Origin of the sequence: Binatus sp. (SeqCode) (genome assembly GCF_050013435.1) — a bacterium.
Lineage (GTDB): Bacteria > Desulfobacterota > Binatia > Binatales > Binataceae > Binatus.
The window spans coordinates 1-12,896 of record NZ_JBEKFG010000091.1 but is presented as its reverse complement, the minus strand read 5'-3'; the positions used below and the strand labels follow the sequence as shown (position 1 = coordinate 12,896).

Here is a 12,896-nt window from a genome sequence, read left to right as displayed (position 1 = left end):
TCTTTCTTGTCATTGCGAAAAAGCATCTTGTAGTTCTCGAGTCTCCCGGGCTATGCGGTTTCGGCGGTCTTTTGATAGACCAGCAGCGGCTGCTCCTTCTGAGTAACCACTTCCTCCGAGATTAGCACCTCCTTGATGTTCGGTTGTGAGGGGATTTCGTACATCAGGTCCACCATGATTGCTTCCATGATGGCGCGCAGTCCGCGAGCGCCCGACTTGCGCTTGAGCGCCTCGCGCGCGATCGCGCGCAGCGCACCCTGGGTGAATTTCAGGTGAACGTTCTCCATGTCGAAGAGCTTCTGATATTGGCGCACCAGCGCGTTCTTCGGCTCGGTCAGGATTCGCACCAGCGCTTCCTCGTCCAATTCGCCGAGCGTCGCGATCACGGGCAGGCGGCCGACGAACTCCGGAATCAATCCGAACTTGAGCAAGTCCTCCGGCTGCACTTCATATAAAAGCTCGGAGACCGTTTTGGGGTCGCGATGCGTCAGGTCGGCCCGAAAACCCATCGTCTTGCCCGAGATGCGACGGCGGATGATGTCGTCGAGTCCAACGAACGCGCCGCCGCAGATGAACAGGATGTTGGTCGTGTCGACCTGCAGGAACTCCTGTTGCGGATGCTTGCGGCCGCCCTTGGGCGGCACCGACGCCATCGTGCCCTCGATTATCTTGAGCAGCGCCTGCTGAACGCCTTCGCCCGACACGTCGCGCGTGATCGACGGGTTGTCGCCCTTGCGCGCAATCTTGTCGATCTCATCTATGTACACGATGCCGCGCTGGCATCGCTCGATGTCGTAGTCGGCGTTCTGGAGCAGCGACAGTATGATGTTCTCGACGTCCTCGCCGACGTAGCCGGCCTCGGTCAGCGAAGTCGCGTCGGCGATGGTGAACGGCACCTGCAGGAAGCGGGCGAGGGTTTGCGCCAGGAGGGTCTTGCCGACTCCGGTCGGGCCAATCAGCAGGATGTTGGATTTCTGCAGCTCGACGTCGCCGGTCACCATCTGCGAGTCGATTCGTTTGTAGTGATTGTGGACCGCGACCGAGAGGATTTTCTTGGCGCGCTCCTGACCGATCACGTACTGATCGAGCACCCGCTTGATTTCGGCGGGCTTGGGCACCGCGGAGCTTTGGCTGAAGGCTTCCTCGCTGTCAGTCTCCTCGGCGATTATGTCGTTACAAAGGTCGATGCATTCGTCGCAAATATAAACCGTCGGGCCGGCAATCAGCTTTCGAACTTCGTCCTGGCTCTTCCCGCAAAATGAGCAAACCAGGTTGCCCGAGCGGTCGTCATGCTTGGCCATACTGCCTCCCGTGGCTCACTTGGAGGGCCTTCGGCTAACGATTACCTCATCGATCAGTCCGTATTCAACCGCCTGTTGCGGCGACATGAAATAATCGCGATCCGTATCCTTCTCGATCTTACGCAGATTCTGTCCGGTATGCTTCATTATGATGTTGTTGATGTCCTCCCGCGCGTGCAAAATTTCCTTGGCGTGTATTTCCAGGTCGCTCGCCTGTCCCTGCATCCCGCCCAGCGGCTGATGCAGGATGATTCGCGAATGCGGTAGCGCGTAGCGCCGGCCCTTGGCACCCGCGAGCAGCAGGATTGCGCCCATGCTGCCCGCCTGACCCAGGCACAGCGTCGATACGGGAGGCCGGATGAACTCCATCGTGTCGTAAATCGCCATCCCGGCCGTCACCGACCCGCCGGGCGAATTGATGTAAAAGTTGATCTCTTTTTCGGGATCTTCGGATTCGAGGAACAGAAATTGAGCCGTAACCAGGTTGGCGACGTCGTCGTTGACTTCGGTGCCGAGAAAAACGATGCGGTCTTTCAGCAGGCGAGAGTAAATGTCATAGGCCCGCTCTCCGCGGCCGGTCTGTTCGACGACAATCGGTACCAGGTTGCTCATAAGTCCGGTCCGCGCCACAGCCAGGTCGCGACAGTCGAGAGCAGGCCGCCGACGCCTTCAAATTGTAACGTCTGGGAAATGGGGGAGCAACCGTGATTGGCTCCGAGCGAAGTGGCATCGACGCTACTTCGGCTCGGATGCGGCATCTTCACGCTTGGCGCGGCTCAAAATAAAGTCGAGCGCCTTCTCGCGGCGCATCGATTGGCGCAGCGCCTCGCGATTCTCCGGGCTGCGGTAAAACTCGGCGGCGCGGTCGCGATTGCGCCCGCTTTGCGTCACGATGGTCGCCACCCGCTCACCGAGCTCCTCGTCATTGATCGCGATCTTTTCCTGCTCCGCGAGCGCGTCCACGATAAGCCCGGTGCGTGCGCGCTTCTCGGCCCGCGTCTTCAAATCGTCGGCATTCTGCTTGACCCGCTCGCCGGCTTCCTCATGCGACAGGCCGCCCGCTTCGAGCGTCTGATGCAATTCGGCCTCCATCGCGCTCAGCTCGCGCGCGACCAGCGATTCGGGCAGCTCGACCGGATTGCGCTCGATCACGATATCGAGCAGTCCCTGCCGCGCGCGGGCATTGGCCTCCTGCTGGGCGTGCGCGAGCAGATCGGCGCGAACGCGGATGCGGAACGCCGCGAGGTTCTCGTCGCCGAGATCCTTGGCGAAGTCATCATCGACGGTCGGTAACTCGCGCCGATAGATCTCTTTGGGCGTCGCCCGCCATTCGATCGTTTTGCCGGCGAGATCTTTGTGGCTGTAGTCGGCCGGGTAGGTCTTCGAGGCCTTCGTCTGCATTCCCAGCTCCGCGCCCTTGAGCACTTCGAACACGCCGTGGGCGAGCGCGCGCTCGGAAACCTCGACCAGCCGATCCTCGGGCTTGGTGGGCGAGACCGGCTTGCCGTCCTCGAAGGCCTCGACCAGGGCGAGTGCGTAATCGCCGTCCTCGACGACGGTGCGATCCTCAATCTTCTTGAGGGTCGCCTGCCGCTCGCGAAACCGCTCGATCGCTTCTTCGACTTCCGTGTCGGTGACTTCGACCTTGGACTCGGGCACCTTGAGGCCTTCGTAGTCCTTGACCTCGATCTTGGGGCGCAGATCGAACGTCGCGCTGAACTTGAGCGACAGGTCTTTTTGCAGGTCGGTCTGTTCGGTGACGATTTCGGGCGCCACCACGGGCTTGAGGTCGTGCTCCTCGAGCGCCTTGTCGGTGTATTCCTTGACGAGTTTCTGAATTACCTCGCCGCGGACCTGCTCGCCGAAAAATCGCTCGAGCAGATTGCGCGGGGCATGGCCGGGGCGGAAGCCCTTGAGCACAACGCCGCGTTTGAGTTCGTTGAATGCGCGATCCAGCTCATGCTTGATTTCGTCGGGCTCGACTTCAATCGTAAGTTTGCGCCGGAGACTATTGGGTTCTTCGATATTTACATTCATGGCGGTTCAACCTTTACAGATAAACACACCGCGATTGCCGGAATCAACCGACCAAGCCGAAATGACGCACCCTTATTGCAATATCCTCGACCCGGCGGGTAAATGGTTTTGCAACCGCCTGTAGCGCCTTCGAAATCCGCGCGCACCGGGTGCGGCGCGTTCGATCCGATTTAGCGCAGTCCCAGCAGTGCGGTCGGGGAGGAAATATGTCGTTTGAGAGGCGTTTTAAGGGATATGCGCTGGGAGCGCTGGGCGCGTTGGCGCTGCTTTTGGCCGCATCGCCGTCGCGCGCCGACACGGCAGTATCAGCGTGCGGGACGCTGTCGTCGGCGGGAAACTACTATCTGACGAAAAATCTGACCTCGACCGGTACCTGCATCGTCGTCGGCAGCGAAGGCGTCTCGCTCGACATGAAGGGCCACACCATCACCGGTAACGGGACCGGCGATGGAATCTCCGACGGCGGCGGGGGCTTCTCGTCGATGGCGATTGCAAACGGCAAGATCAGCAACTTCGACGTCGGCATCGGACTCGACACCTCGTGCTGCGTGGTGATTCGCAACGTTAACTCGTCGAATAACGCCGACGCCGGAGTCCTGATCGGAGGCTGCTGCAGCACGCTCGATTCCGTAACGGCGAACAACAACGGCACCATCGGGATCGACGCCCTGAATTGCTGCTACACGATCAACAACGTCCAGGCCAACAACAACGGCGCGGGCGGCGGCATAGTCGAAACCGATTGCTGCACAACGGTCGCCAACAGCACTATTTCCGGCAACAGCGGGCCTGGGGTCGTGGAGGATGGATGCTGCAGCTTCCTGGTTTCGAGCAAGGTGGAGCACAACGGTGGTGACGGCGTCGATATGAACGACTGTTGCAACTTCGTCATCGAAAGCACGGTGGCGACTAATTTGGGCTACGGTGTGAATCTCATCGATGACTACAATCTTGTCACCAGCACCAACGCCAGCGGCAATGGCAAAGACGGGATTTTCCTGCGCACCACTAACAACCAGATCACGAACAGCCAAGCGGACGGAAACCATGACGCGGGCGCCAACGTGGGATGTCCGGGAGCGATCACGGGCCTGACGGCCAAGGGCAACACGGGCGGTTCACTTACGACCAGCGGCGGCACATGCACGCAGTTGAACAACACGCTGTAGCAAGACGGCTTGAGCCCGATGGATTCGAACCAATACCCCAGATGTCCAGATTTAATCCCGGCGCGCGACCACGCATCGATCGGGATCTTCGATGGGAGGTTACGATGAATATCAAATTGTCGGCGCGCAGCCTTACGGCCGCGCTATTTGCGACGGTGCTGATTGGAGGATTGTGCGGGCGCGCGGGCGCCGCTACTGCAATTTCAGCGTGCGGAACGCTGTCGTCGGCTGGGGATTATTACCTGACAAGCAACCTGACTGCCATGGGCGACTGCCTGGTGATTGCTGCGCCCAATGTCGCGATCGACATGAAGGGGAAAACGATTACCGGCAGCGGAACCGGCGAGGGGATAGTCGACGACGGCTCCGAACGCGATTACGCGATTATCGCCAACGGCAAAATCCGCAACTTCGACAACGGCATCGACCTGGAGGACTCGGGCCTGGCGATAATATCCAACGTCGATTCGTCGAAGAATACGGGCGACGGGATCTACATCGACAGGTGCTGCGATACGTTGAATGCGGTCAAGGCGAACAACAACGGTAGTGCTGGCATCGAAATCGAATCGGACGACAGCAGCTTGACGAAAATACAGGCCAACGGTAACAGCGATGGCGGAATCTACATCAACTCCGACGACAACCTCCTGGTTGGAAGCACCGTATCCAACAACACCGGCATAGGTGTGGAAATGGACGCATGCTGCAATTTCGTGATCAGCAGCAAAATCCAGAAAAATTCGAGCGTCGGCATCGAACTGGCCAGCGGCGACAATGGCGTGATCAAATCGACCATCGCAAACAACGGCGGCGACGGCATCACGTTCCCGACGGCCGGCGACAACATGGTCACTGAGAGCAAATCCACCGGAAATGCCGGTAACGGAGTTAATAGCGTCGGAAAGTTTGCCATTATCTCGGGCGTGCAAGCGAACAAAAACGTCACCGGGGTGAGGATGGAATGCTGGGGCAGCACCGCATCGCTGACGGCGCAAGGCAACTCGTCTGGCAACCTGGTGCAGACGGTCGTGGGCGGACCGTGCGCGAACGTGGACCTGAAGGCGCCGTGATCCCAAGTTTCGTCGCGCCATGATCTCCGGGGCCCTGGCCATCGCGCCGGGGCCTCTTTCTTTTCGGCAGCGTTTGAGCCGAAGTCCTGGGTGCGGCCGAAGGGGAGAATCCCGGATCCGGATTCCTTCGGCTTGGCTCGGGATGACACAAAAAGCGCCGAAAGAAGCCCGCATCCAGTGCCGCTCAAACACCCCGCGAATAACTGGACTTCGTATTCAGGAAAACCTAGACTGCGCCAGATACCCAGAGCGTATTCGCCCGGCTTATGAACGGCGCGATTCAATTGCACAGCGGGCGGCGCCCTAAAACAAACCTCGACCTTTTCAGGAGACTCGGATTGCGATGAGCGAAGCGAATATAGTTCTGCCCACTTTAACCAGCGGACAGGTCATGATCCTGTGGCTGGTGCTGGTCTCGGCGCTGGTCGCGCTGGCCTACGGAGTTGTGCTGATACGCGTAGTGCTGGCGGCGGACCCCGGACCAAAATCAATGACCGACGTGTCCGACGCGATCGAACTCGGCGCGATGGCGTACCTCGGACGTCAGGTCAGAACGATGATCTGGTTCGTCGCCGCCATCTTCATCGCGTTGTTCCTCATGTACCGCAACGTCTATCAGGGCCTGTACCTGCCGCTGGGCATCTCGATCGCCTTCCTGATGGGCGTCACCGCCTCCTACAGCGCCGGTTACGTCGGTATGTGGCTGGCGGTCAAGGCCAACGTCCGCAGCGCCAACGCCGCGCTGACCAGCTTCAAGGGCGCGATGGAACTGGCATTCAAGGCGGGCGGAGTCTCGGGGATGTTCACGGTCGGCCTGGGCTTGCTCGGCGCGACGATCATCTTCCTGGTGTTCCGCGAAAACGCGATGAAGGTGCTCGTCGGATTCGGCTTCGGCGGCTCGCTGGCGGCACTGTTCATGCGCGTGGGCGGCGGAATCTACACCAAGGCGGCTGACGTCGGCGGCGACCTGGTCGGCAAAATCGAGCAGGATCTCCCCGAAGACGACCCGCGCAATCCCGCTACGATTGCCGACAACGTCGGCGACAACGTCGGCGACTGCGCCGGCATGGCGGCCGACGTCTTCGAGTCCTACGAGGTGACACTGGTCGCCGCGATCATCCTGGCGGCCTACGCGCTGCAGGAGTCGGACTTTATCGCCATTTATGGCCAGAACGCGGGCGCGTTCGCGGTCAAACTGATCATGTTCGCGCTCATCCTGCGCGGCGTCGGCGTGTTTTCCTCGATCATAGGAATCATTGCGGTGCGCGTGCCGGCGGGCAAAATGCTCGATCCGATGCGCCCGATCACAATCGGCTACATGACCTCGGCGATCGCATCCGTGATCGGATTCTTCGTCGTGAATTATTTTTACCTCGACGACCCGCGCACCGGCGCGACCGATTGGCGCTTCGCCTGCTGCGCGTCGCTCGGAATCATTCTCGCGGTCGTGACGCTGTGGCTCACCAACTATTTCACGCATCCGGACAAGGGCCCGGTTACCGAAACCGCGATGGCGGCGCGCACCGGCCCGGCGACTTTGATCCTGTCGGGCATGGCCGAGGGTCTCGAGTCGTCGGTATGGGCGCTGCTGGTGATCGCGGCCGCGATCATCGGCGCGATGGCGATTTTCCACGAGTCGCTCGCGCTCCAGTTTTACGGAATCGCGCTGACCGGGCTGGGCTTGCTCACGACCACGGGCTTCATCCTCGCGATGGACACCTACGGACCGATCACCGACAACGCCCACGGCATCTTCGAGATGGGCGGAATCCATCAGGAGGAGGCGTCCAAGACGCTGTCCTGGATGGACGCGATCGGCAACACCACCAAGGCTCTCACCAAGGGCCTGGCGATTGCGACCGCGGTGCTGGCGGCGGTCTCGCTGTTCCGGTCATTTATAGATGAGGCTCATCTCGGCGCGATCGGCGTGCAGATCAATATGCCCACCGTGTTCGTGGGCCTGATGATCGGCGGTGCGGTGCCGTTCCTGTTCAGTTCATTCGCGATTAAGGCGGTCAGCCGCGCGGCCTATCAGATCGTATTCGAGGTCCGCCGCCAGCTTCGCACGCATCCGGGGATCATGGAGGGCAAAGAGCTGCCCGACTACGGCGCGTGCGTGGATATCGTCACGGCCGCTTCGCAGAAAGAGCTGCTGGGGCCGGGAATCCTGGCGATCTTCTCGCCGCTGCTGGTCGGTTTCGGCCTCGGTGCGGGCGCACTCGGCGGGTTCCTCGGCGGCACGATCCTGACCGGCCAGCTGATGGCGGTCTTCATGTCGAACGCGGGCGCGAACTGGGACAACGCCAAGAAAAAGATCGAGGACGGATTCCTGGGCGGCAAGGGCACCGACGTGCACAAAGCCTCGGTGGTGGGGGACACGGTCGGCGATCCGTTCAAAGATACGGCGGGCCCTGCGCTGAACCCGATGATCAAGGTGATGAACCTGGTCGCGATTTTAGCGGCGCCGTTCACCACGGTTGCGCTCGGCCACGTGACTTCACTGCGCGTCGCGGTGGTGGTGACGGCGATCATCGCGCTTTCGATCGCGGTCACTTTCTCCAAGCGCGGTTCGATCGCGGAAGAGAGCCTGGCTATCGAGACCAAGCGGGCCGCCTGAGCGGATTTCACAGCTCGCATTGCTTGAAGGGCCGGACGCATCGTCGTCCGGCCCTTTTCTTTTTGCTTCGTTTCCCGATTTTCCGTATCTTCGCGGTTCATCCCGATGGCAATCGAATATCGCGCACTGGGAAAGACCGGACTTCGCGTCAGCACGCTTGGCTTCGGCGGCTCCGAAATCGGCTACCAGGCGGTCGCGCAGAAGGCCGTCGATAAAATCCTCAACACCGCGCTCGACGCCGGCATCAACGTGATCGATACCGCCGAGTGCTACGCCGACGGCGAGGCGCTGATCGGCAAGGCGATTGCCGGGCGGCGCGGCGAAGTTGTCCTGATGACCAAATGCGGGCACGCGCCGCTTGGGTCCGCGTCCGAGCGCGCCGCCGGTTACGCGCAGCCGGATTGGGAACCCGCGATGCTCGCGCGGAGCATCGAGCGCAGTCTCAAGAACTTGCGCACCGACCACGTCGATGTGATCCAGTTCCACAGCCCGCCGCTGGCGACTCTGAGAGACGGCCGCGTGATCGAGGTTATCCGCAAGGCCTGCGAGCGCGGACAGGCGCGCTTCGCAGGATGCAGCGCCGACTCCGATGAAGCGGTGTATGCGGTCGAAAGCGGCGCGTTCGACACTGTGCAGATCTCGTTGAATATCGCGGACCAGGAAGCGATCGATCGCGTGCTGCCCAAGGCCGCCGCGCGTGGGATGGGAGTGATCGTCAAGCGGCCGATCGCCAACGCGGCCTGGCGCAGCGGTAAACAGCCGCCGGGCGATTGGTACGCGCGGCCGTATTGGGATCGCATCCAGGCGCTCGACTACGATTTTCTCCGCGGCGGCGTCGAGGATTCGGTCGCGATCGCGCTGAGATTCACGCTCGGCACCGCCGGCGTGACCACCGCGATCGTCGGCACGACGCGGCCCGAGCGCATCGCGCAAAATATCGCGCACGCCAACGCCGGGCCGCTGCCGGCTGCGCAGTACGAAGCGATTCGCGCTCGATGGCGCGCGGTCGCGTCGCGTGATTGGGCTGGACAGCGCTAGCGATGCGTTCCACGGACAGCAAACAGACGGGCGATAGTGTCGGCGGCGCGCGGGACGCCGTAACCTCGGATGCAGGCGCCATTGACGGGCGACTATCCTCCGGACAATTGTGAAATCAAGCCGCAGGGAGACTACTGGAGCAATGCTTCTTCGACCGGTACACACCGCTTTCCTTCTCTTCATTGCGATTTGCGCAAGCTTGCGCGGCGGTCTCGTCATCGCGGCTGAACCCTCCGACGCCTTGCTCACGTCCCCCAATGCCACGAACGTATGGACTGGCAGGGTGGGCTGGAGCGATCAGCTTACCTACCATGTCGATGCGAAGTTTCCAGCCGCTGAGGTTGTCGATTCGATTTCCCACAAGCTGCAAAAGGCCGGCTGGGAACCTTTGAAGTATGATTTCCTCGACCCCGCTTTGCCGTCATCGCAAGTGAGCGGTTGGCAGGAATTCTCGCACGGAATTAAGGACCCCAAGCTGTGTGTTCACCAATGGCTTGGCGATTGGAAAGACGCGGCCGGAAATATCGTGCGTTATACGTTCCGCTACAAACATCCCGGATGCGACACTTCAGATCTGAAGGATCTGGAAGTGAGCGCTGCATACGTTCGCGCGGCCGCGGTGCAGCAAGCACGGCAGATGTTCAAGCAATTGGAGAAGCAGCACACCAACACCGCTTCGGGTTCCGCGGGAAAACCCAACCCCTGAGCCCTTCGACTGCGCTCAAGCTCGCGCGCGACGGGTGGTCGGCGGTTGCCCGGCTTGGGTGCCGGAGGTAGGCGTCCGCTTGCGCGCTTTCCGGTAACGAGTAGATTGGTCGTTCGTACTCACCTCATATGCGACGCAACCCCGGCCCCTTCGAGCCATTCATTTACCTCCTGCAGACGCCGGCGATGTTTCGCGTCGTCGGCCTGGGCGGGCTGATCCTGTTCAGTATTCTCGCGCTCTCAATCGCATCCGGGCACAGCGCGGGCGCCGCGATCTTCGGACTCTTGTTGCTGGGCGCGTTGTGGTTCGAGGCGACCAGCAATATCTGCCGGCGATGCCGCTTTTACGGCACGTGGCATTGCCTGGGGCAGGGGATGCTGGCGTCGAAACTGTTTTCGCGAATCGACGAGCGGCTGGGCGAGCCGGGAACGATGCTGCACGGGGCGCTGTTAGCCGCCTACTTGGTTTACGGGCTGTTCTGGCTATGGCATTCGCCGATGCTCGGATTCATCTTCACGCTATGGGTTCCGATTGCGCTGGTCACCGCGACCGCGCCCGCAGGTTTCTCGTGGCGGCAGGGGCAGGAGCAGGGCTGAGCCCTGCACCCACCGTTAAGGCCGCCCGCCGCTGGCGGGCGCGGCCCGCGACCGCACTTCCACCCTCGCTCGATCCGTGCGCCACAAGCTAAGATGCGCCGACGCTGCCGTGCACGCACTCATCTCACACACGTTCCTCGAAGATCTCGCGATGGTGCTATGCGTCGCCGCGATCACCACCATCATTTTTCAGAAAATCCGCCAGCCCGTCGTCGTCGGCTACCTGATCGCCGGCATGATCGTCGGCCCTAACGTCCCGATTCCTCTGTTCGCCGATCCCGACCGCATCCGCACGCTCTCCGAATTCGGCGTGATCCTTCTGATGTTCGCGCTCGGATTGGAGTTCAGCGTGCGCAAGCTGATTCGCCTCGGCCCGACCTCGGGCTTCATCACCGCACTCCAGGTCGGCTTCATGATCTGGCTCGGCTACCTATGCGGGCGCGCGCTCGGCTGGACGCCGCTCGAATGCATCTTCACCGGCGCGCTGCTTTCAATTTCGAGCACGACCATCGTTGCCAAGGCCTACCAGGAGACTCCGGTCTCCGAGCGCCTGCGCGAACTCGTGTTCGGCATTCTGCTCGCCGAAGATCTCACCGCCGTCGTCGAGCTCGCGATTCTGACCACGCTGGCGTCGGGCGCGAGCGTGTCGGCGTCGTTGATGACGGTGACGGTCGCGCGCCTGATTTTGTTCCTGGTGGCATTCGTCGGTATCGGATTCATCGTCGTGCCGCCTTTCGTACGGATGGTGGTGCGGATGGGCCGGCCCGAAACAACTTTGGTCGCGGTCGTCGGCATTTGTTTCGCCTTCGCGATCCTCGCCGAGCACGCCGGCTATTCGGTGGCACTCGGCGCTTTTTTGGCGGGCTCTCTGGTAGCGGAGTCCGGGCAAGCCGGGCAGATAGAGCATCTGGTCGCCCCGCTGCGCGACATATTCGGCGCGGTGTTCTTCGTTTCCGTCGGCATGATGATCGATCCCGCGCTCATAGCGCAGCACTGGCCCGCGCTGATCGTGCTGACCGCCGCGGTGATCGGCGGGAAGATTTTCGCAGTCGGCTTCGCCTCGGTCTTGAGCGGCGTCGGCGCCAAAACGTCGATCGAAGCCGGCATGAGCCTGGCGCAGATCGGTGAGTTCTCATTCATCATTGCCGCCGCGGGGCTGAAGACGGGCGCCACCCGCGATTTTCTCTACACGCTCGCCGTTGCGGTCTCCGCACTCACCACCTTCCTGACGCCCTACATGATTCGCAGCTCGATTCCGATCGCCGAATTCATTTCCGGGCGGATGCCCCGGCCGCTCAAGGTGCTCGAGGCGCTCTACGATTCGTGGTTCGAGCGGATACGCAACGCGGCACAGCCGGCCCGGGACGCCAATTCGGTCGGATGGCCGACGGCCGCGATCGTGTCGAGCGCAGTTCTGATTGGCGCGATTCTGATCGTCAACGAACTCGATCCGTTCGACGTTACTTCCACGGTCGCCAGCCTCGAGCATCTGCCGTATTTCTCCGCCGGCCTGTACGTGGACCTGTTCGCACTGCTGCTATGCGCCGCGCCCACGGCCGCGATGTATTTCGCGTCGCGGCGGCTGGCGGCGGCGCTCGCGTCGCGCGCCTTCGCCGAGCTTCCCCGCAGTGGCGCCAGCGCGGTAAACGCGGTGATCGAATTGCTGCAGATCACGATTCTGCTGGTCGCTGCGGTGCCCCTGCTCGCGATCGTTCAGCCGTTCATGGCGCCGGTTGAAGGGATCGGAATCATCGTAATCACGGTCGCGCTGATGATAATCGTCGTGACCCGAAGCGCGCGCCAGATGCAGGGGCAGGTTCGCGATGCGGCGCGGCTGATCGCCACCGCGCTCCGAGGCACTCGCGCCGGCGCCGAAGGCGAGTCATACGAGGTCCCCGGCATCGGGATGATTACGCCGGTCAGCGTGAGGCCCGACAGCGGTGGAGTCGGCAGAAGCCTGGCCGAACTGGATCTGCACACCAGCAGCGGCGCCGTGGTGCTCGCGATAGGACGTGGCGACGCGGAAGTTGTGGTGCCGACCGGCGAGGAAATTCTGCGGCCGGGCGACATCCTCGAACTGGCCGGCTCAAGCGCCGCCGTCGCCGCCGCCCGCCAACTCCTCCAGCAGGGGCAGGGGTGACGCGCGCCCGAGCTGAGCTAAGCCAAGGGAAATTTAATTGTATGCGAAACCCGCCGTGGGTTTCGCACTTCCCTGGGCAGGGGTGACCCCTGCACCCGCTGTGAGAAGACGCGAAAATCTGCGCAGCGCATCTTTTCGCGACTACGCGAAGGAACAGTTGGCAGGGGCCGCGCCCGCCAACGGCGGGCGGCCTTAATACTGGGTGCAGGGGTCACCCCT

General features: G+C 61.8%; 10 protein-coding genes. 7 read left to right on the top strand and 3 right to left on the bottom strand.

The annotated features are described in order from the left end of the window. Positions 1 to 50: 50 nt before the first annotated feature. The 3 genes from clpX to tig form a co-directional block, all read right to left on the bottom strand. Positions 51 to 1,301 carry an ATP-dependent Clp protease ATP-binding subunit ClpX gene (gene clpX / locus ABSB13_RS15065; protein ID WP_423950428.1) on the bottom strand — a complete coding sequence of 417 codons (1,251 nt, stop codon included), beginning with the start codon at positions 1,299 to 1,301 and terminating at the stop codon, positions 51 to 53. A gap of 15 nt (positions 1,302 to 1,316) precedes the next feature. Continuing rightward, positions 1,317 to 1,913, bottom strand: a complete 597-nt coding sequence (clpP, locus tag ABSB13_RS15060; RefSeq protein ID WP_428110016.1) for an ATP-dependent Clp endopeptidase proteolytic subunit ClpP — start codon at positions 1,911 to 1,913, stop codon at positions 1,317 to 1,319. A 123-nt stretch (positions 1,914 to 2,036) separates the two neighbouring features. Next, the gene (tig, locus tag ABSB13_RS15055) at positions 2,037 to 3,338 is read right to left on the bottom strand and encodes a trigger factor (RefSeq protein WP_428110015.1); all 1,302 of its coding nucleotides are present in this window, start codon (positions 3,336 to 3,338) and stop codon (positions 2,037 to 2,039) included. A gap of 257 nt (positions 3,339 to 3,595) precedes the next feature. On the opposite strand from tig, the gene ABSB13_RS15050 reads away from it, so the two are divergent. The 7 genes from ABSB13_RS15050 (at position 3,596) to ABSB13_RS15020 (ending at position 12,677) form a co-directional block, all read left to right on the top strand. Then, positions 3,596 to 4,507 carry a right-handed parallel beta-helix repeat-containing protein gene (locus ABSB13_RS15050; protein WP_428110013.1) on the top strand — a complete coding sequence of 304 codons (912 nt, stop codon included), beginning with the start codon at positions 3,596 to 3,598 and terminating at the stop codon, positions 4,505 to 4,507. 104 nt (positions 4,508 to 4,611) lie between these two features. Further along, complete coding sequence (locus ABSB13_RS15045; protein ID WP_428110012.1) at positions 4,612 to 5,580, top strand: right-handed parallel beta-helix repeat-containing protein; 969 nt, start codon at positions 4,612 to 4,614, stop codon at positions 5,578 to 5,580. Positions 5,581 to 5,923: 343 nt separating this feature from the next. Beyond that, on the top strand, positions 5,924 to 8,197 hold the full coding sequence (locus ABSB13_RS15040; RefSeq protein ID WP_428110011.1) for a sodium-translocating pyrophosphatase: 2,274 nt from the start codon (positions 5,924 to 5,926) through the stop codon (positions 8,195 to 8,197). Between the two features lie 111 nt (positions 8,198 to 8,308). Then, entirely contained in the window at positions 8,309 to 9,235 is a 927-nt protein-coding gene (locus tag ABSB13_RS15035) for an aldo/keto reductase (RefSeq protein ID WP_428110017.1), read from the top strand. Positions 9,236 to 9,434: 199 nt separating this feature from the next. After that, positions 9,435 to 9,941: a hypothetical protein gene (locus tag ABSB13_RS15030; protein ID WP_428110009.1), complete on the top strand. Its 507-nt coding sequence runs from the start codon at positions 9,435 to 9,437 to the stop codon at positions 9,939 to 9,941. A 128-nt stretch (positions 9,942 to 10,069) separates the two neighbouring features. Beyond that, positions 10,070 to 10,537 carry a hypothetical protein gene (locus tag ABSB13_RS15025; protein ID WP_428110007.1) on the top strand — a complete coding sequence of 156 codons (468 nt, stop codon included), beginning with the start codon at positions 10,070 to 10,072 and terminating at the stop codon, positions 10,535 to 10,537. 109 nt (positions 10,538 to 10,646) lie between these two features. Next, positions 10,647 to 12,677: a cation:proton antiporter gene (locus ABSB13_RS15020; protein ID WP_428110006.1), complete on the top strand. Its 2,031-nt coding sequence runs from the start codon at positions 10,647 to 10,649 to the stop codon at positions 12,675 to 12,677. Positions 12,678 to 12,896: the final 219 nt, after the last annotated feature.

What these genes read in the sequence shown, in the direction of transcription:
- clpX (WP_423950428.1), bottom strand. Translation starts at nt 1,301, where the DNA reads ATGGCCAAGCATGACGACCGCTCGGGCAACCTGGTTTGCTCATTTTGC.
- clpP (WP_428110016.1), bottom strand. Translation starts at nt 1,913, where the DNA reads ATGAGCAACCTGGTACCGATTGTCGTCGAACAGACCGGCCGCGGAGAG.
- tig (WP_428110015.1), bottom strand. Translation starts at nt 3,338, where the DNA reads ATGAATGTAAATATCGAAGAACCCAATAGTCTCCGGCGCAAACTTACG.
- ABSB13_RS15045 (WP_428110012.1), top strand. Translation starts at nt 4,612, where the DNA reads ATGAATATCAAATTGTCGGCGCGCAGCCTTACGGCCGCGCTATTTGCG.
- ABSB13_RS15040 (WP_428110011.1), top strand. Translation starts at nt 5,924, where the DNA reads ATGAGCGAAGCGAATATAGTTCTGCCCACTTTAACCAGCGGACAGGTC.
- ABSB13_RS15025 (WP_428110007.1), top strand. Translation starts at nt 10,070, where the DNA reads ATGCGACGCAACCCCGGCCCCTTCGAGCCATTCATTTACCTCCTGCAG.